This is a genomic window from Paramixta manurensis, assembly GCF_013285385.1.
GTDB classification, from domain to species: Bacteria; Pseudomonadota; Gammaproteobacteria; order Enterobacterales; family Enterobacteriaceae; genus Paramixta; species Paramixta manurensis.
Genome location: NZ_CP054212.1, coordinates 4,119,588 through 4,144,606 on the forward strand (window position 1 = coordinate 4,119,588; position 25,019 = coordinate 4,144,606).

The 25,019-nt window shown below is 53.0% G+C and carries 23 protein-coding genes and 1 tRNA gene; 15 read left to right on the plus strand and 9 right to left on the minus strand.

The window, feature by feature from the left end:
- Window positions 1-39: 39 nt before the first annotated feature.
- Window positions 40-1,017, minus strand: coding sequence for an elongation factor P--(R)-beta-lysine ligase (gene epmA, locus PMPD1_RS19870; RefSeq protein WP_173635671.1), 978 nt, complete (start codon window positions 1,015-1,017; stop codon window positions 40-42).
- Between the two features lie 316 nt (window positions 1,018-1,333).
- Between epmA and frdA the strand changes: the two genes are divergently transcribed.
- Genes frdA through frdD form a run of 4 tightly spaced genes read left to right on the plus strand, consistent with a single transcriptional unit; the run spans window position 1,334 to window position 4,624 of the window.
- On the plus strand, window positions 1,334-3,124 hold the full coding sequence (gene frdA, locus PMPD1_RS19875; protein WP_173635672.1) for a fumarate reductase (quinol) flavoprotein subunit: 1,791 nt from the start codon (window positions 1,334-1,336) through the stop codon (window positions 3,122-3,124).
- Window positions 3,117-3,851, plus strand: coding sequence for a succinate dehydrogenase/fumarate reductase iron-sulfur subunit (locus PMPD1_RS19880; RefSeq protein ID WP_173635673.1), 735 nt, complete (start codon window positions 3,117-3,119; stop codon window positions 3,849-3,851). The genes frdA and PMPD1_RS19880 overlap by 8 nt, the downstream gene beginning before the upstream one ends.
- Before the next feature lie 10 nt (window positions 3,852-3,861).
- Entirely contained in the window at window positions 3,862-4,257 is a 396-nt protein-coding gene (gene frdC, locus PMPD1_RS19885) for a fumarate reductase subunit FrdC (protein WP_173635674.1), read from the plus strand.
- Between the two features lie 10 nt (window positions 4,258-4,267).
- Window positions 4,268-4,624, plus strand: coding sequence for a fumarate reductase subunit FrdD (frdD, locus tag PMPD1_RS19890; protein ID WP_173635675.1), 357 nt, complete (start codon window positions 4,268-4,270; stop codon window positions 4,622-4,624).
- Window positions 4,625-4,682: 58 nt separating this feature from the next.
- On the opposite strand, the gene PMPD1_RS19895 is transcribed toward frdD, so the two are convergent.
- From PMPD1_RS19895 to efp, 3 genes are all read right to left on the minus strand, one after another.
- Window positions 4,683-4,817: an entericidin A/B family lipoprotein gene (locus PMPD1_RS19895; protein WP_173635676.1), complete on the minus strand. Its 135-nt coding sequence runs from the start codon at window positions 4,815-4,817 to the stop codon at window positions 4,683-4,685.
- Window positions 4,818-4,926: 109 nt separating this feature from the next.
- Window positions 4,927-5,058: an entericidin A/B family lipoprotein gene (locus PMPD1_RS19900; protein WP_173636299.1), complete on the minus strand. Its 132-nt coding sequence runs from the start codon at window positions 5,056-5,058 to the stop codon at window positions 4,927-4,929.
- Window positions 5,059-5,119: 61 nt separating this feature from the next.
- Window positions 5,120-5,686: an elongation factor P gene (efp, locus tag PMPD1_RS19905; protein ID WP_173635677.1), complete on the minus strand. Its 567-nt coding sequence runs from the start codon at window positions 5,684-5,686 to the stop codon at window positions 5,120-5,122.
- Window positions 5,687-5,727: 41 nt separating this feature from the next.
- On the opposite strand from efp, the gene epmB reads away from it, so the two are divergent.
- From epmB to PMPD1_RS19930, 5 genes are all read left to right on the plus strand, one after another.
- The gene (gene epmB, locus PMPD1_RS19910; protein ID WP_173635678.1) at window positions 5,728-6,756 is read left to right on the plus strand and encodes an EF-P beta-lysylation protein EpmB; all 1,029 of its coding nucleotides are present in this window, start codon (window positions 5,728-5,730) and stop codon (window positions 6,754-6,756) included.
- A gap of 55 nt (window positions 6,757-6,811) precedes the next feature.
- Window positions 6,812-7,438: a response regulator transcription factor gene (locus tag PMPD1_RS19915; RefSeq protein ID WP_173635679.1), complete on the plus strand. Its 627-nt coding sequence runs from the start codon at window positions 6,812-6,814 to the stop codon at window positions 7,436-7,438.
- Between the two features lie 2 nt (window positions 7,439-7,440).
- The gene (locus PMPD1_RS19920) at window positions 7,441-10,857 is read left to right on the plus strand and encodes a response regulator (protein WP_173635680.1); all 3,417 of its coding nucleotides are present in this window, start codon (window positions 7,441-7,443) and stop codon (window positions 10,855-10,857) included.
- 150 nt (window positions 10,858-11,007) lie between these two features.
- Window positions 11,008-11,442 carry a DUF1090 domain-containing protein gene (locus tag PMPD1_RS19925; RefSeq protein ID WP_173635681.1) on the plus strand — a complete coding sequence of 145 codons (435 nt, stop codon included), beginning with the start codon at window positions 11,008-11,010 and terminating at the stop codon, window positions 11,440-11,442.
- A 74-nt stretch (window positions 11,443-11,516) separates the two neighbouring features.
- The gene (locus tag PMPD1_RS19930; RefSeq protein WP_173635682.1) at window positions 11,517-13,652 is read left to right on the plus strand and encodes a fimbria/pilus outer membrane usher protein; all 2,136 of its coding nucleotides are present in this window, start codon (window positions 11,517-11,519) and stop codon (window positions 13,650-13,652) included.
- Between the two features lie 57 nt (window positions 13,653-13,709).
- Here PMPD1_RS19930 and PMPD1_RS19935 read toward each other — a convergent pair whose 3' ends face one another.
- From PMPD1_RS19935 to PMPD1_RS19950, 4 genes are all read right to left on the minus strand, one after another.
- Complete coding sequence (locus PMPD1_RS19935) at window positions 13,710-14,063, minus strand: DUF4156 domain-containing protein (RefSeq protein WP_173635683.1); 354 nt, start codon at window positions 14,061-14,063, stop codon at window positions 13,710-13,712.
- Window positions 14,064-14,283: 220 nt separating this feature from the next.
- The gene (groL, locus tag PMPD1_RS19940) at window positions 14,284-15,930 is read right to left on the minus strand and encodes a chaperonin GroEL (RefSeq protein WP_173635684.1); all 1,647 of its coding nucleotides are present in this window, start codon (window positions 15,928-15,930) and stop codon (window positions 14,284-14,286) included.
- 46 nt (window positions 15,931-15,976) lie between these two features.
- A complete protein-coding gene (locus tag PMPD1_RS19945; RefSeq protein WP_173635685.1) occupies window positions 15,977-16,270 on the minus strand; it encodes a co-chaperone GroES in 294 nt (97 codons plus the stop codon).
- 192 nt (window positions 16,271-16,462) lie between these two features.
- Window positions 16,463-17,497: an aldo/keto reductase gene (locus PMPD1_RS19950; protein WP_173635686.1), complete on the minus strand. Its 1,035-nt coding sequence runs from the start codon at window positions 17,495-17,497 to the stop codon at window positions 16,463-16,465.
- 149 nt (window positions 17,498-17,646) lie between these two features.
- On the opposite strand from PMPD1_RS19950, the gene PMPD1_RS19955 reads away from it, so the two are divergent.
- On the plus strand, window positions 17,647-18,585 hold the full coding sequence (locus PMPD1_RS19955; protein WP_173635687.1) for an AraC family transcriptional regulator: 939 nt from the start codon (window positions 17,647-17,649) through the stop codon (window positions 18,583-18,585).
- Between the two features lie 7 nt (window positions 18,586-18,592).
- On the opposite strand, the gene PMPD1_RS19960 is transcribed toward PMPD1_RS19955, so the two are convergent.
- Window positions 18,593-19,051 (minus strand): FxsA family protein, encoded by a 459-nt coding sequence (locus PMPD1_RS19960; RefSeq protein ID WP_173636300.1) that lies wholly within the window; start codon window positions 19,049-19,051, stop codon window positions 18,593-18,595.
- A 373-nt stretch (window positions 19,052-19,424) separates the two neighbouring features.
- On the opposite strand from PMPD1_RS19960, the gene aspA reads away from it, so the two are divergent.
- From aspA to PMPD1_RS19985, 5 genes are all read left to right on the plus strand, one after another.
- Complete coding sequence (gene aspA / locus PMPD1_RS19965) at window positions 19,425-20,861, plus strand: aspartate ammonia-lyase (RefSeq protein WP_173635688.1); 1,437 nt, start codon at window positions 19,425-19,427, stop codon at window positions 20,859-20,861.
- 116 nt (window positions 20,862-20,977) lie between these two features.
- Window positions 20,978-22,279 carry an anaerobic C4-dicarboxylate transporter gene (locus tag PMPD1_RS19970; RefSeq protein WP_173635689.1) on the plus strand — a complete coding sequence of 434 codons (1,302 nt, stop codon included), beginning with the start codon at window positions 20,978-20,980 and terminating at the stop codon, window positions 22,277-22,279.
- Between the two features lie 195 nt (window positions 22,280-22,474).
- The gene (locus PMPD1_RS19975; protein ID WP_173635690.1) at window positions 22,475-24,184 is read left to right on the plus strand and encodes a protein-disulfide reductase DsbD; all 1,710 of its coding nucleotides are present in this window, start codon (window positions 22,475-22,477) and stop codon (window positions 24,182-24,184) included.
- Between the two features lie 64 nt (window positions 24,185-24,248).
- Window positions 24,249-24,827: a division control transcriptional repressor DicD gene (gene dicD, locus PMPD1_RS19980; RefSeq protein WP_173635691.1), complete on the plus strand. Its 579-nt coding sequence runs from the start codon at window positions 24,249-24,251 to the stop codon at window positions 24,825-24,827.
- Window positions 24,828-24,931: 104 nt separating this feature from the next.
- A tRNA-Phe gene (locus PMPD1_RS19985) sits at window positions 24,932-25,007 on the plus strand.
- Window positions 25,008-25,019: the final 12 nt, after the last annotated feature.

The following is a 25,019-nucleotide window of genomic DNA, read 5'->3' on the forward strand; positions in this document are numbered from 1 at the left end:
TCCCGCACCGTCAGGCGCGGGCAACCTTTTGATGGCGAACTAGCAGCGGTCTACCGGGAAAGCGATCACTTCTTGTAGCGACTGTGCTTTCAACGCCAGCATCACTAACCGATCCACCCCGAGCGCCACGCCGGAACACTCCGGCATACCGTGCGCTAACGCATCCAACAGGCGTGTATCTACCGGTTGCTGAGGTAATCCGCGTGCCTCACGGCGCCGATTATCCTGCTCAAACCGTTGACGCTGTTCACGGCTATCGGTCAGTTCACGGAAACCATTACACAGCTCAATGCCTTTAAAATAGACTTCAAAACGTTCGGCAACGCGGTGATCTTCGGTGCTGATTTCCGCCAGCGCCGCTTGGGTCGCCGGAAAGTGATAAATAAAGGTAGGTTTTTCCTGCCCAATTTTGGGTTCAACGCCGAGCATAAACAGCAGTTGCAACAGCGTGTCGCGATCCTCTTCGGCGTTGGCTAAACTCCCAGCGCCCAGTTTATCGGCCACTTCGCGCAATTGTGTTTTATCGGCGGACAAAGGATCGATCTCCAGATGGCGGATAAAGGCCTGTTGGTAGGAGAGGCTTTCCGCACTGCCGCACTCCAAAACCTGTTGCAGCAAATCATCCACTTCATTCATCAGGCGATACATATCGTAATGCGGACGATACCACTCCAGCATGGTGAACTCAGGATTGTGATGACGCCCGGCTTCTTCATTACGGAAACTACGGCACAGTTGATAGATCGGGCCGCTGCCCGCCGCCAGTAGGCGCTTCATATGGTATTCCGGGCTGGTCATCAAATACAGATCCAGCCCATTCGCCGCGCCCGGCCCGACAAAATGCGTCTGAAACGGAAACAGATGGATATCGGTCACCGTCGCCTGACTCATCGCTGGCGTTTCGACCTCTAGCACGCCACGATCGGCAAAGAAACGGCGGATCTCGTTCATGATCGTTGCCCGTTTCAACAAATTGGCAATGGGTGCGCTCGGCTGCCAGCTTGCCGTTTCGCTCATGGTGTACACTCCTCAGTCAGACAGGGGGATGAAGTCTACCCGTATCGCGGTTATCAGACAAATATCCGCACACAAAACGGCCCTGTTTTTACTTTACGCATTGTCCTGTTTTTTTCCAGTGGGTAAAAAAACGTCGAGATCCCCACATTTTTGCCGCTTTTTTCCGCCTCAAATACCCGAACACATCAAAATTTCAGCCCGATCGCCGCCGTATACTTCTAACCACAAATAGGTATCAGAAGAGGCGGTTATCGCTATTCGTCGGCCACCTCTCTTCATCAGAAACCGATTAGCACGACCTAGAAGGGAGGAAACCGTGCAAACCTTTAATTCCGATTTGGTCATTGTCGGCGCAGGAGGCGCCGGGCTTCGCGCCGCGATCGCCGCCGCAGAGGCCAACCCGCGTTTAAACATCGCGCTGGTATCGAAAGTCTATCCAATGCGTAGCCATACGGTAGCTGCTGAAGGCGGCTCCGCTGCCGTCACCCAGCCACACGATAGTGATGATTTCCATTTTCACGATACGGTGGCAGGCGGTGACTGGCTCTGTGAGCAAGATGTGGTGGACTACTTTGTGCGCCACTGTCCACAAGAGATGATCCAACTGGAGCAGTGGGGTTGTCCCTGGAGCCGCAAACCCGATGGTTCGGTTAACGTACGGCGTTTCGGCGGCATGAAGATTGAACGGACTTGGTTTGCCGCCGATAAGACCGGCTTCCATATGCTACACACCCTGTTTCAGACCTCGCTGAAATATCCGCAAATCCACCGCTTTGATGAGCATTTTGTTCTCGACCTGTTGGTTGACGAGGGCCGGGCGCGCGGCATTGTCGCGATGGATATGATGGAAGGTCAACTGATACAGATCCGCGCGAATGCTGTGGTGCTGGCAACTGGCGGCGCCGGGCGGGTTTATCGTTACAATACAAACGGCGGGATTGTTACTGGCGATGGCATGGGGATGGCTTTTCGCCACGGCGTACCGCTGCGTGATATGGAGTTTGTGCAATATCATCCAACCGGCCTGCCCGGTTCCGGCATTTTAATGACCGAGGGTTGCCGTGGCGAAGGCGGCATTTTGGTGAATAAAGACGGTTACCGCTACTTGCAGGATTACGGCATGGGGCCGGAAACGCCGCTTGGCGAGCCGCGTAATAAATATATGGAGCTGGGCCCGCGCGATAAAGTTTCGCAAGCGTTTTGGCATGAGTGGCGGGCCGGGCGCACCATCGCCACTCCGCGCGGTGACGTGGTTTATCTTGATTTGCGCCACCTCGGCGAGAAAAAGCTGCGTGAGCGTCTGCCATTTATTTGTGAACTCAGCAAAGCCTATGTCGGCGTTGACCCGGTAACCGCCCCTATTCCGGTGCGTCCAACCGCGCACTACACCATGGGTGGGATTGAAACCAATACGCAATGTGAAACGCGCATCGAGGGGCTTTTCGCGGTGGGTGAATGCTCCTCCGTTGGTCTACACGGCGCCAACCGGCTGGGCTCCAACTCCCTGGCCGAACTGGTGGTTTTTGGTCGCCTCGCCGGAGAACAAGCCGCGCTACGCGCACAAACGGCATCGGTTGCCAACGCCAGCCTGCTTGATGCACAAGCGCAAGATGTCGAACGTCGGCTACGGGCGCTCGCCAACCAACAAGGTACCGAGAGCGTTGCCACGCTGCGTGATGAAATGGGGCGTTCAATGGAAGAAGGGTGCGGTATTTATCGTACCCCCGAACTGATGCAAGGCACCATTGATAAACTGGCGGAACTCAAATCTCGCTTTCAACATGTTCGTATCAGCGATACCTCAAGCGTGTTTAACACTGAGTTGCTCTACGCCCAAGAGTTAGCGCACAGCCTTGAAGTGGCAGAATGTATGGCGCATTCGGCTTTCCAGCGTAAAGAGTCGCGCGGCGCACATCAGCGTCTTGATGCGGGCTGCACCGAGCGTGACGACGTTAACTACCTCAAACATACGCTGACCTTTTATGCCGCGGATAGCGTACCGCGCGTGGATTATTCGCCGGTGAACATAACCCGTCTTCCGCCTGCCAAACGCGTTTATGGCGCGGAGGCCGAAGCCGATGAGCACAAGGAGCCGCGTCATGTCTGAAATGAAAAGGTTAACCGTTGAAATCCAGCGTTATAACCCGGAGCGCGATGTTGCACCGTACCGTGAGAGTTACGAGGTTCCTTATGATGAGCAAACCTCATTACTCGACGCTTTAGGTTATATCAAAGACCACCTGGCGTTCGATTTAGCCTGGCGCTGGTCTTGCCGTATGGCGATTTGCGGCTCATGCGGCATGATGGTCAACGGCGTGCCCAAACTGGCCTGCAAAACGTTTTTGCGCGAGTATCCCACTGGCATAAAGGTTGAAGCGCTGGCTAATTTTCCTATCGAACGCGATTTAGTGGTCGATATGACGCGCTTTATTGAAAGCCTGGAAGCGATTAAGCCCTATATCATTGGTAACACACGCACACCGGAGCAGGGAGCGCACCGCCAAACGCCGGCGCAAATGGCGAAATACCATCAATTCTCCGGCTGTATCAATTGCGGTCTTTGCTATGCCGCCTGCCCGCAATTTGGTCTTAACCCTGAGTTTATCGGCCCGGCAGCCATCACGCTGGCACACCGTTATAACCTGGATAATCGTGACCACGGCAAAGCACAACGTATGCCGGTACTGAACGGCGATAACGGCGTCTGGCCCTGTACGTTTGTTGGTTACTGCTCGCAGGTTTGCCCGAAACATGTCGATCCGGCGGCAGCCATCCAACAAAGCAAGGTTGAGAGCGCGAAAGATTTCATTATCGCGATGCTCTCGCCACGATAAGGAACCAACCATGATCAGCAAACGTAACGCCTACGTTCGCCCGGTATCGGCAACCTGGTGGAAAAAGCTCGGCTTTTATCGTTTTTATATGTTGCGCGAGGGAACAGCCATTCCGGCCTTGTGGTTCTCTCTGGAGTTAATTTTTGGTCTGTATGCGCTTAAACATGGCGCGGAGAACTGGGCGACATTCGTGGCTTTTCTTCAAAATCCGCTGATGATTATTCTCAACATTGTGGCGTTATTGGCTGCCCTGCTCCACACCAAAACCTGGTTTGAGCTAGCGCCTAAAGCGGCCATCCTGATTGTTAAAGACGAAAAAATGAGCGAAAAACCCATCATAGCGGCACTCCACATCGTAACGGCGCTCGTTACGCTGGGGCTGTTGTTGCTCGCGCTATGGAGGTAAGGAGAACAGCATGAAGCATGATTCGCAACGCTCTAATGAGCCAATTTTCTGGGGGCTATTCGGCGCAGGTGGAATGTGGTCGGCGATTATTTCACCGGTCGTTATTCTGCTCTTTGGTCTGTTATTACCGCTGGGGCTCTATCCTGATGATGCTCTAAGTTACGGCAGAATCCTGGCCATCGCACAATCCTGGCTGGGGCGTCTGTTTATCCTGTTAGCCATTGTGCTGCCGCTTTGGTGCGCTTTACACCGGCTGCATCACGGCATGCATGATATCAAACTCCACCTGCCAGCCAGCCAGTGGCTGTTTTATGGGTTGGCAATGATTCTAACGGTGGTAACCGTTATTGGCGTGGTCACGCTGTAAGTCGGGCATGTGGGCAGGAGCCAGAACCACGGTGCGGAACAGCGTTCCGCACCCTAGATCAGTTGGCGCTTTTCTGAATCGCCTGGCCGCCAGCTTCAACGTCCTCACCCACGCCGCGGGTGGTGTTGCAGGCAGAAAGCAGAGAAGAGAGCACTAAAACGGAAAAAATAGCGACAATACTTTTCTTTAACATGGCAATTTCCTTTTTGGTTGCAGTAAAAGTACAGCGTTTTAAGCATAGCCTGTATTTGGCTTGCCGCTTATACCACGCTGTGAAAAGGAAATATTTCAGAAAAGAAAAGCTATTTTGCTGCGCGCGAGATGGCTCCGCCAAGATGCGAAACGTCTTCACCAAAACCGTGGAAGGTATTACAGGCGCTTAATGCATGGGCCATTAATAACGTAACCGTGATAAAGATAACGCGTTTTCTCATCATCCGGATCTCACTAAAAAGAAACAAGGCGTACCGCCGTTACGATACGCCCGTCAGAAAGTTATTTCACGCGGGAAACGTATTCGCCGGAGCGTGTATCCACTTTGATCACTTCGCCAATCTGCACGAATAACGGCACTTTTACCACGGCGCCGGTGCTCAGTTTCGCTGGCTTACCGCCGGTACCTGCGGTATCCCCTTTCAGGCCAGGATCGGTATCAATAATTTCCAGTTCAACGAAGTTAGGCGGGGTCACGGCGATAGGTTGACCGTTCCACAGCGTCACGATACATTCCGCCTGGTCCAACAGCCACTTGGCGTTATCGCCAATTGCTTTCTCATCTGCCGCTAACTGCTCGAACGTTTCGTTATTCATGAAGTGGTAGAACTCACCGTCGTTGTACAGATAAGTCAGGTTCATATCCACTACATCTGCGCCTTCGGCGGAATCGGTCGATTTAAACGTTTTCTCAACGCGGCTGCCGGTCAGCAAGCGACGCATTTTAACGCGAGCGAAAGCCTGGCCTTTACCCGGCTTAACAAACTCGCTGGACTCGATGGCATAAGGCTCGCCTTCGAACATGATTTTAAGACCGGAACGGAAATCGTTGCTAGAATAAGTCGCCATAAAGGCCCTCTACAATTTAATACTGGTACTTAGCCAAAAAAATGGCACACATTGTAACCCTAAATGCACCAATCAGAGAAGATTGGTTACAGCAACTTGCGGACGTAATCACCGAACCCGATGAATTATTGCAGCTTTTAGCGCTAGATTCCCATCCGGATCTGGCGGCGGGCGGCGATGCGCGACGCCTTTTCGCCCTGCGCGTTCCGCGATCTTTCGCCCAACGGATGCGTAAAGGCGATCCGCATGACCCTTTGCTGCGACAAGTATTGACCGCTAGCCAGGAATTTAACGATGCGCCTGGCTACAGTACTGACCCGCTGGATGAACAGAGTAGCGTGGTGCCGGGTCTGCTCCATAAATACCGCAACCGTGCGCTGCTGTTAGTGAAAGGCGGCTGCGCGGTAAACTGCCGTTACTGCTTCCGCCGCCATTTTCCTTATCAGGATAATCAGGGGAATAAGCGCAACTGGCAACGTGCGCTGGACTATATCAATCAGCATCCGGAACTGGACGAAATTATCTTTTCCGGCGGCGACCCGCTGATGGCAAAAGATCATGAGCTTGCCTGGTTGATCGGCCAGTTAGAAACGATTCCGCATCTGAAGCGGCTACGCATCCATAGCCGCCTGCCGGTCGTGATCCCGGCCCGCATCACCGATCAACTCTGCCAGCGTTTGGCCGCCTCACGTCTACAAGTGTTGTTGGTTACGCATATTAACCATGCGCAAGAAATTGATAATGCGCTATGTCAAAGTATGCAGAGACTCAAAATGGCGGGCGTTACGCTACTCAACCAAAGCGTCCTGTTACGCGGCGTTAACGACAATGCCGCCACGCTGGCAGCGCTCAGTAATGCATTATTCGACGTCGGCATTTTGCCATACTATCTCCACGTGCTGGATAAGGTGCAGGGCGCGGCGCATTTTTATGTTTCTGATGACGAAGCACGCAAAATTATGCGTGAATTACTCACTCAGGTTTCTGGTTATATGGTGCCCAAATTAGCGCGTGAAATTGGCGGCGAACCGAGTAAGACACCGCTGGATTTGCAATTACGCCAGCAATAACCTTAGCCATATAGCATTCGCGACATGGGGTTGCGAGGAGTTACAAGGACGTAATATGCCTGTCATTCTTATCGTTGACGATCATCCGGCAATCTGTTTCGCTCTGAAAGCCACACTAGAAACGGAAGAGCACTTTCACGTCACCACCACTACCGATGGTGGTCAGGTTATGGCGTTAACTCGAGAATTGAATCCCGACCTGGTCATTCTTGATATTGCTCTACTGAAACTGGATGGCCTCGACCTGCTCTCTCGTATTAAACATGCTTATCCCGCCACTCGCGTATTGATTCTTACCGGGCAACCGCCTGAACTGTATGCCGCACGTAGCCGTCAGGCCGGCGCGGATGGCTTCCTCAGTAAACAGCATTTGCTCACCTCAATCGGCGCGGTTTGCCGTCTATTGCTGGATGGCTATTGCTGCTTCCCTTCTCACAGCGTGGATTTACGCCAGCAACCCACCCACCTCAATGGCGAGCAACTACTGGCGCGGATGTCCGATCGGGAAGTCACCGTATTACGCTACCTGGCCGCCGGGAAATCGAATAAAGAGATCGGTGAACTACTGCTACTCAGTAATAAAACCATTAGCACCTATAAGGCACGCATCCTGGAAAAAAGCGGTGCAGAAACGCTGAGCGAACTGTTGGCGCGGCTGGATATTGTTGGGGACGAGGAGTGAGTATGCGCTGGATAACCTTGTTATTGTTACTGGTTTTATGCGGTGGATGCTGGTCAGAAACCGTCACGCCTCCTAACACGCTACAACTACTGCCGCATAGCCAGGCGATCTTGTCGGACTTAGTGCTCAATGACGATGAATGGCGCTGGCTGCGTAAAAACCACCAGCTCCGTGTCGCCACCTGGTCACCGAATGTACCGCCCTATTTCATGAGTGCCGGGCATCATGACTATGTGGGTATTTCTGCCGACTATCTCGGCCTGATTGCCGCCAATCTCAACATTACGCTAGAAATTATTAGCTATACCGATGAACAAGCCGCCTTCGATGCAGTCAACGCAGGCGAGGCCGATCTGATTGCCTGGGCCGATGATAAAGCGCGTAACGCCGGGTTCCTGTTAAGCGAACCCTATATCAAAAAAATTCCGGCGGAAGTGGTTAACTTAAATGCTCTCGCAGCGAATGACGGCACGGTGAGGATGGCGATTGATCCTGCCTGGAAAAACCTCGATGCCTTCCGCAATGCCTGGCCGCAGGCAAACATTGTCTCTTTTAACTCCGCGCGCCATGCACTGGAGGCGCTATCCTTTCACCAGATCGATTTGTTTATCGGCGATGCTACCTCGACGCAGTACTTAATCAATGAGTCGAACCTGAGCGATTTGAAAATGCGTCATCTGCGCGATGTACAAGTCACCGGGTTTTCGTTCGCCGCTCGGCCCGAAAAACAGCGCTTAATCAGCATCATCAATAATATCCTTGGCACCATACCTGATAATATTCATGAGGATATTCGGCGACGCTGGAGCGGCGGCGTGCCGCTGGTGCTCAGCGAACGCCATCTCTATTTCACCCCGCTGGAACAAAAGTGGATTGAAGATAACCCGGAAATCCGCGTCACGGTTCTGAAAGGAAGCGCTCCGCTCAGCTTCTTCGATAACCATAAGCTACAGGGTATTACCGCCGATATTCTCAAATCCATCAGCTTACGCAGCGGTTTGAAGTTCCAGATCCACGCTGAAGATAACCTGGAGAAGATGCTGACCTCGGTCCGTACCGGGCAAAGCGATATGATCGCCAGTATCAATCTCGACAGCGCCAGTTCGGCTAATTTACTCACCACCCGTTCTTATCTGTTTAACTCATGGGTGCTGATTGGCCGCCGCGATGGCACGACACAGAAGTCGGCCAACCGTTTGGTGATGGTTAACGGCGATGCCATTGAAGGCGCGCTCAAACACGCCATGCCTGATATGCAGATTCAGTACGCTAGCACGCTCTCCGCCGGGCTGGATAGCGTGGCCGGAGGGCGGGCGGATTTTATGGTGCTGCCCTTAATTAACGCCAGCTTCTATATCAACCGGGCTTACCGCGACAGCCTGAAAATTATCAGCAGCGTCGAAATCGACCCGGCGCGTTTTTCGTTGGCGGTTGCCGCCAATAACTATCCGTTGGCGACTATTCTGGACAAAGCCTTACTCAACATTCCACCAGAAGACCTGCACGCCATCACCCGCAATTGGTATAGCAACGCGCGCTTTCCTGATAGCACGCAAAATTCAACCAGCAGCCCTACAGCGGAATCGTTGCTGAGTTGGGTTCTGGCCATTTTGCTGGGGTCGGCGACGGTTTGCACTGGGCTATTATTGCTGCAACGCCGTGTCTATCGCCGTTCTCCGCCGCTACAAAACCTTATTGATGCTATTCCGACTCCGCTGTTTATTACTGATTTAAACGGCCAATTAAAAATGGCGAATCGCGCTTTTGCTGAAGCCCTGGCGATCAATGTGGCGGCGAATCGCGGTAAGCCGTTGCAAAAACTACTCACGGCGGCCGGATTGCAAAGCGATACGACTAATGGCCGGGAAATCAAACAGTGGCAAACCCTGTTGCAAATCAACGCGTTGGGATATGGCTATGTCGGCGGCTGGCAGGACATTACCGAGAGCCAGCAAACATTACGTGAATTACAGCATGCCCGGCGCGAAGCAGAAAAAGCCAACCGCGTGAAAACCACCTTTCTTACCACCATGAGCCACGAGCTTCGCACGCCGATCAGCGCCATTATCGGCATGTTAGACTTAATGCTACGTCGCAAAGCCGACTTACCCGCCGATCGCGGCTCGTTGCATATCGCCTGGGAAACCGCGCAATCATTGCTGGCGTTGATTGGCGACATTATTGATGTGGCGCGCATTGAGTCCGGGCGGTTAATTTTGCGCCCGGAGCGTGCTTCAATTCGTACGTTGATCGAATCAGCCGCGACCATGATGGATGGGCTGGCGCGGCAGAAAGAGTTGGCCTTTGTACTTGAAATCGATGCAGAACTGGATGGCGATGTACTGATCGATCCCATCAGGTTCAAACAAATTCTCACTAATATCCTTGGCAATGCCATCAAGTTCACCACGCACGGTCGCGTGGTGCTACAGGCACTGCTGGAGAAAGAAGAAGGCACCCAACTCCATCTGCTGGTCGTGGTGCAAGATAGCGGGCCGGGTATTGACGCCGCTACCCAGGCGCGTCTGTTCAAACCTTTTGAACAGGGCGAAAACCAGCAAAGCATTCAGGGCAGTGGTCTGGGGCTGTTTATCTGTCAGACATTAGTAACCATGATGGGCGGCGAGATCGCGCTGGAAAGCCAACCTGGCATTGGCACCGAGGTGAGCGTACGCCTGCGGTTGCCGCGCATGGCGAAACAAAATACGCCGACTCTCGCCGCGCCAGCCCGGCTAAATAGTGTGGCACCGCGCCGCATTTTAGTGGTGGATGACCATCCCGCCAGCCGTCATCTGTTGGTGCAACAACTGCAATATTTAGGGCATCACGCCATCAGCGCAGCCAGCGGTCAGCAAGCGCTGGCGCTGATCGCAGCCCAGCCGCCCGACGTGATGATTACCGATTGTAATATGCCGGGCATGGATGGTTTTACGCTCGCCCGCACGGTGCGCCGGGAAAATAGCCGTCTGGTCATTTGGGGCGCGACCGCTAACGCTCAAACCGCTGTGCGCGAGGCGTGCCTAAGCGCTGGCATGAATAGCTGCCTGTTTAAACCGATTACGCTACCAGCGCTTCAGGAACGCCTTGCCGCCCTGCCGCCTGGCGCCACTTCCCAACCCGATATGGCCGTATCGTTGCCCGCAGGGCTTGCTTCGCCGCAAAACCAACGCCGCTTTATTGAACTACAACTCATCACCCTGGATGAGGCGTTGGAAAGTATCCGGCGTTGGCAACAGCAACCTACCCCTGAGATAAAAATGGCGCTGCATAAATTGCGTGGTGGACTGATGTTACTCGGCATCCACACGTTGACTGCTCGCTGCGAGGAGTTGGAGCAATGCCCTGATAACGCTGGTTTGCAGGCTTTGGCCGATGGCTTACAGGCCTTGCGCCGCACCCTGCAGGAGCGTTTATCCTAAGCGGACTACAGCCACGTCATCCCGTCCTACAGCCACGCCAGGAAACCCTGCTCTTGTTAGGGATACCAGAAACCCTTATCTTAGCCCCCGCAATAAGGCGTGTCAGAGGTTGGCTCGCGTGTATGTTCGTATTACGTATAAGGAGTTACGATGAAAAAGTTAGCTATTCTTCCGATGGTCATGCTGATGGGTTTCGGTGCCTCTACTTTGGCACATGCGGGTAATCAGGATTGCGCCTCTAAACGCGCAGCGCTGGAAAAAGAGATCCGTATCGCACAGCAATTCGGCAATACCGCAAAAGTAAACGGTCTGAAACAGGCGCTGGCGGAAGTCAAAGCCCATTGTACCAGCGCCAGCGTGATTGCTGATGCACAGAAAGACGTGCGTAAGCTGGAGAAAAAACTGTCTGAGAAGCAGGGTGATATCCGCGAAGTGCAGGCCGACCTGCGCAAAGCTCAGGCAAAAGGCGACCGTCAGAAAATTGAAAAATATCAGCGTAAGCTGAGTGAAAAACAGGCCGATCTGCGTGACATCCAACGCGATCTGGATAAAGCGCGTGCCGAGCTGGCTGCGTTACAGAAATAAGATTTAGCCTCCGCACGATTTTTAACGGAAGTGAAAGCTTCCGTTTTTTCCTTCCGTCGATCTTACCGTGCCGCATGTTGCCTCGTTCACTGCTCCTCCTGTTAGCATTATTGCTCCTCCCTTTCTCACTGGCGCAGGCACAGACGCAACACGTTTTAGTCATCGTCAATAACGCCTGGAAGGGGAATATTTCGCTGGATTTCCAACACGATTTCCCCTGCCTGGGCCGCCCGCTGCTGGAAGAATGGGGGGTTAAATTACGCCACTTTGCCGCCGATGCCTGGAGTCCACAAGGCTGCCTCAGCGAGATCGAACTGCAACGCCATCACATCCGTCTGTGGTACCAGCCAGAGGGTAAACTGCTTACGCTACTCTTTCCACCTGGCAGTATGAACCCACAGCAAAATGGCGTCAGTACCAGCCGTTGGGATGATGGTATCAACGCGGCTTTCGTCAATTATCGGGTGGATTATGACTGGCATCGACCTGAGTATGCTGGCGACGAACGCGGCGCCAACCTGGAGGTTCAACTCGATAACGGACTCAACTATGGCCCGTGGCGTTTGCGCTATCAGAATACACTCTGGAAGGATCGGCAGGGCCAGCACGGTTCTTACACCCGTTCGGCGAGTTTATGGCGGGCTATTCGCCCGCTACGTTCACAGCTACTATTTGGCGATAGCACCACCTCGGATACCTTCTTTGCCGGGATGCCGTTTCGCGGCGTCACGCTGGCGACTGACGAGGCGATGTTTCCCGATAGCTGGCGGCCCTTCTCGCCATGGATCAATGGGTTTGCCAAAACCCAAGCGGAAGTGACCATTCAGCAAAACGGCGAAACGGTCTATCGCATTAATGTCCCGCCCGGCCCATTTACCATCCGCGACTTCTACCCGCCCAATCCGGACGGCTCATTGCAACTCACGATTACCGAGAGCGATGGTACCGAACATGAGCGTGACTTGCCCTACGCCGCGATGCCGGCCTTGGTTCATGAGGATAATCTCAGTTATGAGCTGGTAGGCGGACGTTATCGCACCTGGCATGGCGTCGATAGCGCTACGCCAGGCTTTTTCCAGGCCACGCTCGCTCGCGGTATCGCGCCTCTTTTTACTCTGTATGGCGGTGTTCAGCACGCAGATTCCTATCTGGGTTCCTTAGCGGGCGTCGGCGTTAATCTTAAAGCTTTTGGCGCGCTTTCGGCTGACGTGACTCGGTCTGACTACATTTCATGGCAGGAAACGTTTCGCGGCTCAATGTGGCGCATGCGTTACGCGAAGGCATTTTTTTCCACCGAAACCAGCTTTAGCGCCATGCTGCGTTACTACCCAGCCGGACAAAATTATCGTTCTTTAGAGGAGAAAATTACGCAACCGGCGCCGGGCGATACCTGGCTGTCTGATGAGAGCCAGGCCCGCAAATTAAGTCAGGAACTGTGGCTTAACCAAACGCTGAGTGAAAACAGCAGCCTGAGCCTGAGCTACGCGCAACATAGCTGGCGTTCACCCGATAAACACACGCGGAGTTTTAGCCTCAGCTACGCCAACTCGTTTGATGATATTGATATCAGCATTTGGCTCGAACGCAGCCGCAGCCAATGGGGCGGCCCCGAAACGACGCTCGCCTTCACTATCGGCATTACCCTTCCTGATGCCATCGCCGGCTCGTCTCCTGCCATTAGCTACACCAATAATCTCGCCAGCCATGCCGCGGCGAAACATGGCGTTAACCTGTATGGCACCGCATTGAGCGATTACAGCCTACGGTATGACATTACCGCGGAACATACTGAACATGGCAACGATGCGCTGAATGCCTCAATGGGTTACCAATATAACGGGGGAGAAATGAATAGCAGCCTGGTGCGCTCAGGTAAGCAGCGCGATTACCATGCCGATGTGAGCGGTAGCCTGTTGTTGCATGCCGGTGGGATTACGCCCGGGCAAACCATGAGCGATACCATGGCGCTATTGGTCGTTCCCGACTCGCCGGGAATTGCCAGCTATAACCAGTTTGGCGTAACCACTAACGCGCGCGGCGAAGCATTAGTGGGCTATCTAACGCCGTGGCGCGTTAATCGATTAACGCTGGATAGCTGGAACCTGCCGGATGGCATCACGCTACCGGTAAGTGAACTGGAAACCGTACCAACCAAAGGTGCCATCATCAAGGCAACCTTTCCCCCAACAGAGAAAGCGCCGGGCTCTTAGCACTAGCTGCTCTCTCCCGCTAGCAGAAAAAAGGCGCCCATTTGGGCGCCTTATTCATCAGGCTTGCGGACATTTATAAACCTGACCGGTCATTTTACTGTCCAGCGGGGCGAAGCTGGACCAGAAGTTTTGCGTTGGACTGGTGGCGCCGTAAATCACGTTACCGCCCATTTGTGCCGCGCGATTACGCAAATCGTTTGCCGCGCCGCGTAATGAACTCCCTTCGCCGCCGGAACCACTCAACCAGTTACTCTGTGAACCGGTGATTTCACCCAGAAGTTGACACTCTTTAGCTGGCTGCTGATCGGTAAAGGTGACGCGTTGCCCCGCGGCGTCAAGCTCATTGGTGGAACTACAACCTGCCAGCAGCATAGAAGCGACAAAAAGTCCCGGCAAAACGTTAATCCGCATTTTATTCCCCATTTATTATCATCAGAGTCTGGCAGAAGCGTACCAGAAAACCGCGCGTTTTCTTAAACATCCCTTGCCACGTAACCCATTCAGCCTGGTCTGTTATGCCATTCCGGGCTGGTCGGGCATACCCGAGCACTACTTATACTATTTTCACCGCTAAAAGAAAAACCCCCCGCCATTTCTGACGAGGGGTTTTAAGATTAAGACGTTAGGGCAATTACATCATGCCGCCCATTCCGCCCATGCCACCCATACCACCGGCAGCACCTAAATCTGCTTTATCTTCTTTCGGCAGATCGGTCACCATACATTCGGTGGTGATCATCAGGCCGGCAACCGAAGCCGCATACTGCAATGCAGAACGGGTTACTTTGGTTGGGTCCAGAATACCGAAATCGATCATGTTGCCGTACTCTTCCGTCTGCGCGTTGTAGCCGTAGTTACCTTCGCCACCTTTCACGGTGTTAGCAACGACAGACGGCTCTTCGCCGGCGTTGGAAACGATTTGACGCAACGGCGCTTCCATCGCGCGCAGCGCAACTTTAATTCCGACGTTTTGATCTTCGTTTTGGCCACGCAGCTCGGTCAGTTTAGCGGCAACGCGCACCAGCGCCACGCCACCACCAGCAACCACGCCTTCTTCTACCGCAGCACGGGTCGCGTGCAGGGCATCTTCAACGCGGGCTTTCTTCTCTTTCATTTCAACTTCAGTTGCCGCGCCTACTTTCAGTACGGCTACGCCGCCTGCCAGTTTCGCTACGCGCTCCTGCAGTTTTTCTTTGTCGTAATCAGACGTCGCTTCTTCAATCTGCTGACGAATCTGCGTTACACGACCAGAGATAGCGGTTTCTTCACCCACACCGTCGATGATGGTGGTGGTGTCTTTATTGATCACCACGCGTTTCGCCTGGCCCAGATCTTCCAGAGCGGCTTTCTCCAGCTCCATACCGATCTCTTCAGAGATGACGGTACCGCCAGTCAGAATCGCGATATCTTGCAGCATGGCTTTACGACGATCGCCGAAGCCAGGCGCTTTAACCGCTGCAACTTTCACGATGCCGCGCATGGTGTTAACCACCAGCGTCGCCAGCGCTTCGCCTTCAACATCTTCAGCGATAATCAGCAGTGGTTTGCTGGCTTTCGCTACCGCTTCCAGTACCGGCAGCAATTCGCGAATGTTGGATACTTTTTTATCAACCAGCAGAATGAACGGGCTGTCGAGCTCAATGGCGCCGGTTTCTGGCTTGTTGATGAAGTAAGGAGACAGGTAACCGCGGTCAAACTGCATACCTTCAACCACGTCCAGCTCGTCTTGCAGGCCGGTACCTTCTTCAACGGTGATCACACCTTCTTTACCCACTTTTTCCATCGCTTGCGCGATCAGGGTACCGACGCTCTCATCGGAGTTAGCGGAGATGGTGCCAACCTGAGCAATTGCTTTAGAGTCAGAGCAAGGCACTGACAGCGCTTTCAGTTCTTCAACGGCTGCGATCACCGCTTTGTCGATACCGCGCTTCAGATCCATCGGGTTCATGCCCGCAGCCACGGCTTTCAGACCTTCGTTAACGATAGACTGAGCCAGTACGGTTGCGGTGGTGGTGCCGTCGCCTGCTGCGTCATTCGCTTTAGAGGCCACTTCTTTCACCATCTGCGCGCCCATGTTTTCGAACTTGTCTTCCAGTTCGATTTCACGCGCGACCGAGACGCCATCTTTAGTGATGGACGGTGCACCAAAAGATTTATCCAGAACCACGTTACGGCCTTTCGGGCCCAGGGTAACTTTTACTGCATCTGCCAGTACGTTTACGCCGCGCAGCATTTTCACACGGGCGTCATTACCGAATTTTACGTCTTTAGCTGCCATTTGGAATTTCCCTTAAATTCGTTTCGTTCAGTGAATACCGCGTAAATTACGCTTCGACAATTGCCAGAATGTCGCTTTCAGAGATGATCAGCACTTCTTCGTTGTCGATTTTTTCAGTTTTCGCGCCGTAACCTTCGTTGAAAATGACCACATCGCCCACTTTTACATCCAGCGGTTTTACGTCGCCACTTTCAAGAATGCGGCCATTGCCTACCGCCAGCACTTCGCCACGGGTAGATTTGCCCGCCGCGGAGCCGGTCAGAACGATGCCGCCAGCAGATTTGGATTCAACTTCTTTACGCTTGACGATAACGCGATCGTGCAATGGACGAATTTTCATGTGATAGCTCTCCTTTGAGAAGTCCAATCAGTTTTTTGGGGATGAACGCCGGGCTTTTGGCTTCCGGCCTCGTGACGAATGAGATGGAGACAGGGTGAAAACCTTTCAAGGGGGAAATGAAAAAAAATTTTTAACCGGCGAGAAAAACAACGGGGCAATCAATGATTGCCCCGTACAGAAGAAAAATGCGTACTATTTAAGCTGATCGCGGCGATAACCGCCCTGCCGCTCTAACATCCACTGCGGATATTCCGTTGGTAGCGCGCTAACCTTATCCAACTGCGCCAACTCCTGTTCGGAAAGCTGTACCTGCGTTGCGGCGATATTGTCGGTCAATTGTTCCAGACGTTTCGCGCCAATAATCACGCTGCTCACTACCGGTTGATGTAACAGCCACGCCAGCGCAATCTGCGCCACCGAAACCTGATGCCGTTCGGCGATTTCACGCATCACATCCACGCAGTCCCATGCGCGGTCTTTATTGACCGGCGGGAAATCAAACTCCAAACGGCGGCTGCCCGCTTCGGCCTCCATTTCACGGCTATATTTCCCGCTCAGCAAACCACCCGCCAGCGGGCTCCAAACCATCAGCCCAATCTTCTCGCTCTGCAACATTGGCACCAGCTCACGCTCAAGATCGCGGCCCGCCAGAGTGTAATAGGCCTGTAGCGAACTAAAGCGGCTCAGACCGAGACGCTCGGCGGTGCCTTGCGCTTTCACGATTTGCCACGCTGCCCAGTTAGAGACGCCGATGTAACGTACATGCCCATGCTGCACCAAGGTATCCAACGCCCGCAGAGTCTCTTCAATCGGCGTCGCCGGATCAAAGCCATGCAACTGATACAGGTCAATATGGTCAAGCTGTAAACGCTTCAGGCTGGCTTTCACCGCTTCCATGATATGAAAGCGTGAAGAACCACGCGAGTTAGCAGAAGCGGTGCCCGACTCGCCAAAAACTTTGGTCGCCACTACCACGTTTTCGCGTGGGACGTTCAGGTTTTTTAACGCCTGACCGGTCATGATCTCAGAGCGTCCGCCCGCATAAACGTTAGCCGTATCAATAAAATTGATCCCTTCATCCAACGCTTTCCCTACTACGGTATCGACTTCATTCTGTTGTAACGAACCAATTTTTCCCCACATTCCCTCTTCACCGCCGAAGGTCATGGTACCGAGGCAAAGTTCAGAAACAAACAGACCGGTGTCGCCCAATTTTCTATTACGCATGCGTCTTGTCCTCATAGGGTTAGAGTAACCAACCTTTGGATTATGGCGCGGTTAAGCACACGATAACTGCGTAATCCTACGCGATTATTGCCTGATTCTCCGAAAGGGGGGATGATGCGAACTGCGGTGGACTATCCTGGAGAACTTGCATGTCTTCTGTCGAATTGCTAGAAACAGCCGGGCAACAACGCTTCCTGTTGGCACGCGAAGCGCTAATCGCCACGCTAGATCGCCTCACGCGTTTTATCGTACGAGGCAGTGAAACCGCCATTCCGGGTTTGTGGCTCCATCGGCTTCCTCATCCCGGAGAGAAGCGGCACGCGTTACAAAAACCGGCCTTCGCGTTAATTGCCCAGGGCTCCAAACGCTTACAGATTGGCGACCAAACCTATCATTACGACTCACTTAACTACTTAGTTTCCGCGGTGGATTTGCCGGTCAGCGGTCAAGTTGTCGAGGCGAGTTTTAGCCAGCCTTATTTAGGTATGCGGCTGGATTTTACGCCAAACGAAATCAGCGAACTGCTGCACGACAGCGCAATGCCGCCTCTGCCGAAAGAGAGCCATCAGCGTGGTTTGTACATCTCTCCTCTCGATCCCCATATCGTCGAACTGGCGCTCAGGTTATTAAATCTGCTGGATAATCCAACCGATATTCCGATCTTACTGCCGCAGCTGAAACGCGAAATTCTGTATCGTTTACTGATGAGCCCACAAGGTGGCCCGTTGCGCGCGCTGGCGTTGGAAGATAGCCATACTCAACGCATCGCACGGGCGATTCATCTGTTACGTAATAATCTAACGCAGCCGCTACGCGTCGAGTCACTGGCGAAAGAAGCCTTTATGAGCGTATCGACCTTCCATTATCACTTCAAACAGGTGACGACTCTCAGTCCGCTCCGCTACCAAAAACAGTTGCGGTTGCAGGAGGCAAGGCGTCTGGTCTTCGCGTCAGATGCCGATGTCGCGCAGGTGGCGAATGCGGTGGGATATAAAAGTGTGTCGCAATTCAGCCGGGAATACAGCGCTCTATTCGGCCAGCCGCCACTACGCGACCGCCGCCGTGCACAACCCATTTCCCGGCCTTGATTTGCCATTAATGATCGTGGCGATCGTCATGCTCAATACGGTCGCTCTCTTTACGCTCAAACTCCCCCTCAACGGTGAAGCCGCTATCCGGCCCGGCGCCTGGCCCACGCCAAACGCGTAGCCACGGCATCAGCTTCATGGTCAAATGCTTTTGTACCGGCGGCAACAGCAATAACAGGCCAATGAAATCGGTAAAAAAGCCGGGTAACAACAATAAGAAGCCCGCCAAAATCAGCGAGACGCTCTTAATCATTTCCACCGCCGGACTTTCACCCTTCTCCAGCTTCTGCTGCATCAGCATAAAGTTTTTCACCCCCTGGTTTTTAACCAGCGAGACGCCAATACAAGAGGTGAAAATCACCAACAGCATGGTTAGCAACACACCCAGAACATGAGCGACCTGAATAAACAGGCTTATCTCAATCCAGGCGAGAAGAAAAAACACCAATAACGGTAACCAACGCACCGTACTCTCCTTTTTGGTCAGGCCGCCTCGCTTCATGCGCGACAGCAAAATAAATTGATCGCCAGGCCAACGAAACAACGTTGTTACCCGCTCATTCAAACAGAGATGGGATTGCAGCGCCCCTTTTTCAACCAGCACGCTGAAATTAACCCAGGAACCAATTTGCGACTAAGATCACACATTGTTAATGCCGTTTCGTCAGCAAATGGCCGGAAAGTGATCTACGTTGCTGCTTTTCTCTGGCGACAGAATATGATCGTGCTCGTCAGTGCGATATTGGATAAAATGTCGGCATTGGCATTCCACGACAAAATAAACATACACAAAATCATCACCTGTGTTGTAAACCGGTAGTTATAACAAGAAGGTTCCCATGGCAAATAACATTCGTATCGAAGAAGACCTGCTAGGCATACGGGAAGTTCCGGCAGATGCCTATTATGGTGTTCATACTCTACGTGCGATTGAGAATTTCTACATTAGTAATAGCAAAATCAGTGACATCCCTGAGTTTGTTCGCGGCATGGTAATGGTAAAAAAAGCCGCAGCGATGGCCAATAAAGAACTACAGACCATCCCGCGTAATGTTGCCAATGCCATCATTCAGGCTTGTGACGAAGTGCTGAACAATGGCAAATGTATGGATCAGTTCCCGGTTGATGTTTATCAAGGCGGCGCCGGCACTTCCGTGAATATGAACACCAACGAAGTGTTAGCCAATATCGGCCTTGAGTTGATGGGTCACCAAAAAGGGGAATATCAGTATCTGAACCCTAACGATCACGTCAACAAATGCCAATCCACCAATGATGCCTATCCCACCGGCTTCCGTATTGCGGTTTACAGTTCAATTCTGAAATTGCTGGATGCGATTGGGCAGTTGGGCGAAGGTTTCCAGCGTAAAGCGGTTGAGTTTGAAAATATCCTGAAAATGGGGCGGACTCAGTTGCAAGACGCGGTTCCAATGTCGCTCGGGCAAGAATTCCACGCCTTTAGTGTGCTGCTAAATGAAGAGATCAAAAGCATTCTACGTACCGGCGAGTTGCTGCTGGAGGTTAACCTCGGCGCGACAGCGATCGGTACCCGGTTAAATACGCCGGAAGGTTACCAACAGTTGGCGGTGCAGCGCCTGGCGGAAGTCAGTAATTTGCCATGCGTACCGGCGGAAGACCTGATTGAAGCCACTTCTGACTGCGGTGCCTATGTGATGGTGCACTCTTCACTGAAGCGTTTGGCGGTGAAACTGTCGAAAATCTGTAATGACTTACGCTTACTCTCTTCTGGCCCGCGCGCCGGGCTGAATGAAATCAATCTGCCAGAACTGCAGGCCGGTTCATCGATTATGCCAGCCAAGGTTAATCCGGTAGTGCCGGAAGTCGTGAATCAGGTCTGTTTCAAAGTGATCGGTAATGATACGACGGTTACCATGGCATCCGAAGCGGGTCAGTTACAGTTGAATGTGATGGAGCCGGTGATCGGTCAGGCACTGTTTGAATCTATCCATATTTTGACCAACGCCTGTTATAATCTGCTGGAAAAATGCGTTAATGGCATTACCGCCAACCAAGCGGTCTGCGAAGCCTACGTGTTTAACTCTATTGGTATCGTGACGTATCTCAACCCTTATATTGGCCACCATAATGGCGATATTGTTGGGAAGATCTGTGCGGAAACCGGTAAGAGCGTGCGAGAAGTGGTACTGGAGCGCGGTCTGCTGACGGAAGCCGAACTGGATGATATTTTCTCGATTCAGAACCTGATGCACCCGGCTTATAAGGCCAAACGCTATACTGATGAAAACGAACAATAACGTCTTACGCCGTTAAACATTAAGGCACGTCAGTTCTCCGAACGACGTGCCTTTTTCATTGGTGCTAAATACAACTTACTAACAGTCCATTAGCAATTTTTTTCAAGGAGCACTTTATGATCGGCATTGAACTGATCATTGTCTTATTGGCGATTTATCTCGGCGCAAGAATGGGCGGGATCGGGATCGGTTTTGCCGGTGGGCTGGGCGTATTAGTCCTGACATTGGGATGCCAAATTAACCCAGGCGCCATCCCGTTTGATGTGATTGAAATTATCATGGCGGTTATTGCCGCTATCGCCGCCATGCAGGTGGCGGGCGGTATGGATTATCTGGTGAGTCTGGCAGAGCGCTTGCTGCGCAAACATCCGCGCTACGTAACGTTTTTAGCGCCGCTGGTAACCTACCTGATGACGCTGTTGGCCGGCACCGGTCATACCGCGTTTTCAACCCTGCCGGTTATTGCCGAGGTGGCGAAAGAGCAAGGGGTTCGCCCTTCCCGCCCGCTGTCGATTGCGGTGGTCGCCTCACAAATTGCCATTACCGCTTCGCCGCTTTCGGCGGCGGTAGTGTTTTTCGCCGGCATTTTGGAGCCAAAAGGCGTCAGTTATCTTGGGTTACTGGCAGTGGCGGTTCCATCAACCATGGTCGCTATTTTTATCGCCGCGCTGATCACCAACTTTCTCGGTAAGGAACTGAAAGAGGATGAGATCTATCAAACACGCTTGGCAAAGGGAGAGGTGACGCTACGCGGCGCCAGTGTGTTTGAGGAGAAACCGGGCGCCAAACGCTCATTGGTGCTGTTTCTGATTGGGATTGTGGCGGTGGTACTGTACGCCACCGCCATTAGCGATGCGGTTGGGTTGATAGCCAACCCGGTGCTGCCGCGTAATGAAGCGATTGTGGTCTTTATGTTGACCATCGCTACATTAATTTGCCTGACCTGTAAGGTCGATACCGGCGAGATCCTCTCCGCCAGTACCTTTAAATCGGGAATGAGCGCCTGTATTTGCGTCATGGGCGTCGCCTGGCTGGGCGATACTTTCGTGAAGGCACATATTACTGACATACAAACCCTGGCTGGCGAGTTGCTGCAGAGCTACCCGTGGATGCTGGCGGTGGTGCTATTTTTTGCCTCGACGCTCCTCTATTCACAGGCGGCGACCACCAAGGCATTAATGCCTGCCGCTTTGATGCTCGGTGTATCGCCAATTACTGCCGTGGCTTCTTTTGCGGCGGTGTCGGCGCTATTTGTGTTGCCGACTTATCCTACGCTACTGGCGGCGGTAGAAATGGATGATACCGGTTCAACGCGGATTGGGAAGTTTGTGTTTAACCACTCTTTTCTGCTTCCCGGCGTTATCGCCATTGCTCTTTCGGTGCTATTTGGGTTTATCTTCGGGCATCTGTTTTTATAGTTTCACCTGCTCTTCATACCCACGGCGGGATGGCGGCAACGCACAGGCCGCCTGAAATCCCATCGCTCTGGCGGTCGCCACACGGCGGCCGCACGCCATTTCAGTCCTTCCCTCCGGCATGCTATTATCCGAGCCTTATTACACGGCTAAACCGCGGATTCAGGCGGTTCAACAAGGAGAGAGTGATCCCCCGCCATGGCTCAGCGCATCACCAGGTTAATCTTTAGCGGGCTGTTGATTCTGTTCAGTCTGTCCGTCCACGCCGCACTTTTCGGCCAAAACACCAGCCAGTTTGTGCCGGTGAATCAGGCGTTTGCCTTTGATTTTAATCAGCAAGCCGATCGGCTGACATTAAGCTGGCAAGTGAAACCCGGCTACTATCTGTATCGGCAACAAATAAAAGTCGTGGCGCACCATGCCCGGTTAGCAACGGTGGCGTTACCCGCCGGCCAGCCGCACGAAGATGAGTTCTATGGCAAAACGGAGATCTATCCAGATAACCTCAGTTTGCCGATCGTGATTAAGCAGGCGGATCAGGGCGCCAGCATTACCCTCACTTACCAGGGTTGCGCCGCCGCAGGTTTTTGCTATCCGCCCGAAACGCGTGATATTCCGCTGACGGCAGTGGCCAGTAGCCACACTTCCGCCCCTGCCGCTACGCCGGTAACCATTCAGCCTTCGCCGGTGAACAGCCTGCCATTTTCTCCCTTGTGGGCGCTGCTGATTGGGATTGGCGTTGCTTTTACACCTTGCGTGTTACCGATGTACCCCCTTATTTCCGGCATTATTTTGGGCGGGTCACGTCAATTATCGTTTGGGCGATTATTCGCGCTGGCGATGAGCTACGTACAGGGAATGGCGGTTACCTACACCTTGATGGGGATGCTGGTCGCCGCCGCCGGGTTGCGTTTTCAGGCCGCCTTACAGCATCCGTATGTATTAATCGGCTTATCGGCGCTGTTTATCTTGCTGGCGCTCTCAATGTTTGGGCTGTTCACGTTACAGCTTCCCTCCGCACTACAAACGCGGCTAACACTGTTAAGCAACCGTCAGCAAGGCGGTTCATTACCCGGCGTGCTACTGATGGGCGCGTTAGCCGGTCTAATCTGCTCTCCCTGCACCACCGCGCCGTTAAGCGCCATTCTGCTCTATATCGCGCAGAGCGGAAATATGTGGGCGGGCGGCGGTACGCTGTATCTTTATGCCCTCGGCATGGGCTTGCCATTGATTGCCGTGACCTTATTTGGCAATAAATTCTTGCCGAAGAGCGGCCCATGGATGCAAACGGTAAAGGAAGGGTTTGGTTTTGTGATTCTGGCATTACCGGTTTTTCTGCTGGAGCGCGTGGTGGGCGATACTCTCGGCCTGCGGTTGTGGAGTTTACTTGGCGTCGCCTTTTGTAGCTGGGCGTTTATCATCAGCCTACGCTCAACCAAAGGGCGTGTTCGTGTGCTGCAAATTATTTTCCTTGCCGCCGCACTGGTTGCCGCTCGTCCGTTGCAAGATTGGGCATTTGGCAACCCGGCGCAACCCGCACAGCAGCACACACTCACCTTCGCGCACGTCACTACCTCACAGGATCTGACGCAGGCGCTGCAAAATGCACAGGGCAAAGTGACCATGCTCGACCTGTACGCCGATTGGTGCGTCGCCTGTAAAGAGTTTGAGAAATACACCTTTAGCGATGCTCAGGTGCAAAGTGCGCTGACCGCTATTCAGTTGCTACAGGCTAACGTTACGGCAAATAATGCACAGGATCAGGCATTGCTACAGCATCTGGAGGTGCTCGGCCTGCCCACTATTCTGTTTTTCGATGCCAACGGCAAAGAGATTCCCGGCTCCAGAGTAACCGGCTTTATGGACGGTAAGGCGTTCGCCGCACATTTGCAGAAATTGGCGCAGTAAACGACACTGGTTGCAGACAGAGCTAAAAAATGGCTATCGCGCCGATGTTCAAAAGGAGTCTCACTTGCTACGTGAACAAGTACTCGAGCATGCGCTGAACGTGCTTGAGCAAGATGGTCTGGCCGCGACGACCTCGTTAGAAAAGCTGGCTGGAAAAGTGGAAATACCGTTTGATCAACTGCAACGTTTTTGGCCCGATCGTGATGCGTTATTGTACGACGCGCTGCGTTTTCACGGGGAACAAATTGATACCTGGCGGCGTCAGTTGCTGTTGGATGAAACCCTTACGGCAGAGCAAAAGTTACTGGCGCGTTATCAGGTGCTGGAAACCTCGGTGTCGAATGGACGTTTTCCCGGCTGTTTGTTTATCGCCGCCTGTAGTTTTTATCCGCAGAACGATAACCCTATTCACCAACTGGCTGAACAACAAAAACGCGCCTCGTGGCACTACACTCACGACTTGCTGAGCCAACTGGAAACCGATAACCCAACGCTGGTCGCCGACCAGATGGAATTGATTCTGGAGGGTTGCCTGAGCAAGCTGTTGGTAAAACGTCAGGTGCAGGATGTGGTGACTGCCCGCCAGTTAGCGGAGGATGTATTGCGTTTTGCCCTGTGTAGAAAGAACGGTGCGCTGACCTGAAGGCGCACTTCTGATTGAAAAGCAGCCAGTCAGGCGGGCTTTCGCGTTTTTTTGGCAGAAAGCCGTTGACGGAGTTCAGCCTTTACGGTTTAATGCGCCCCGTTGCCCGGATAGCTCAGTCGGTAGAGCAGGGGATTGAAAATCCCCGTGTCCTTGGTTCGATTCCGAGTCCGGGCACCATAATTTAGAAAA

Coding starts and splice junctions, on each gene's coding strand:
- epmA (WP_173635671.1), bottom strand. CDS start 1,017: ATGAGCGAAACGGCAAGCTGGCAGCCGAGCGCACCCATTGCCAATTTG.
- PMPD1_RS19880 (WP_173635673.1), top strand. CDS start 3,117: ATGTCTGAAATGAAAAGGTTAACCGTTGAAATCCAGCGTTATAACCCG.
- frdC (WP_173635674.1), top strand. CDS start 3,862: ATGATCAGCAAACGTAACGCCTACGTTCGCCCGGTATCGGCAACCTGG.
- frdD (WP_173635675.1), top strand. CDS start 4,268: ATGAAGCATGATTCGCAACGCTCTAATGAGCCAATTTTCTGGGGGCTA.
- PMPD1_RS19895 (WP_173635676.1), bottom strand. CDS start 4,817: ATGTTAAAGAAAAGTATTGTCGCTATTTTTTCCGTTTTAGTGCTCTCT.
- PMPD1_RS19900 (WP_173636299.1), bottom strand. CDS start 5,058: ATGAGAAAACGCGTTATCTTTATCACGGTTACGTTATTAATGGCCCAT.
- efp (WP_173635677.1), bottom strand. CDS start 5,686: ATGGCGACTTATTCTAGCAACGATTTCCGTTCCGGTCTTAAAATCATG.
- epmB (WP_173635678.1), top strand. CDS start 5,728: ATGGCACACATTGTAACCCTAAATGCACCAATCAGAGAAGATTGGTTA.
- PMPD1_RS19915 (WP_173635679.1), top strand. CDS start 6,812: ATGCCTGTCATTCTTATCGTTGACGATCATCCGGCAATCTGTTTCGCT.
- PMPD1_RS19920 (WP_173635680.1), top strand. CDS start 7,441: ATGCGCTGGATAACCTTGTTATTGTTACTGGTTTTATGCGGTGGATGC.
- PMPD1_RS19925 (WP_173635681.1), top strand. CDS start 11,008: ATGAAAAAGTTAGCTATTCTTCCGATGGTCATGCTGATGGGTTTCGGT.
- PMPD1_RS19930 (WP_173635682.1), top strand. CDS start 11,517: ATGTTGCCTCGTTCACTGCTCCTCCTGTTAGCATTATTGCTCCTCCCT.
- PMPD1_RS19935 (WP_173635683.1), bottom strand. CDS start 14,063: ATGCGGATTAACGTTTTGCCGGGACTTTTTGTCGCTTCTATGCTGCTG.
- groL (WP_173635684.1), bottom strand. CDS start 15,930: ATGGCAGCTAAAGACGTAAAATTCGGTAATGACGCCCGTGTGAAAATG.
- PMPD1_RS19945 (WP_173635685.1), bottom strand. CDS start 16,270: ATGAAAATTCGTCCATTGCACGATCGCGTTATCGTCAAGCGTAAAGAA.
- PMPD1_RS19950 (WP_173635686.1), bottom strand. CDS start 17,497: ATGCGTAATAGAAAATTGGGCGACACCGGTCTGTTTGTTTCTGAACTT.
- PMPD1_RS19955 (WP_173635687.1), top strand. CDS start 17,647: ATGTCTTCTGTCGAATTGCTAGAAACAGCCGGGCAACAACGCTTCCTG.
- aspA (WP_173635688.1), top strand. CDS start 19,425: ATGGCAAATAACATTCGTATCGAAGAAGACCTGCTAGGCATACGGGAA.
- PMPD1_RS19970 (WP_173635689.1), top strand. CDS start 20,978: ATGATCGGCATTGAACTGATCATTGTCTTATTGGCGATTTATCTCGGC.
- PMPD1_RS19975 (WP_173635690.1), top strand. CDS start 22,475: ATGGCTCAGCGCATCACCAGGTTAATCTTTAGCGGGCTGTTGATTCTG.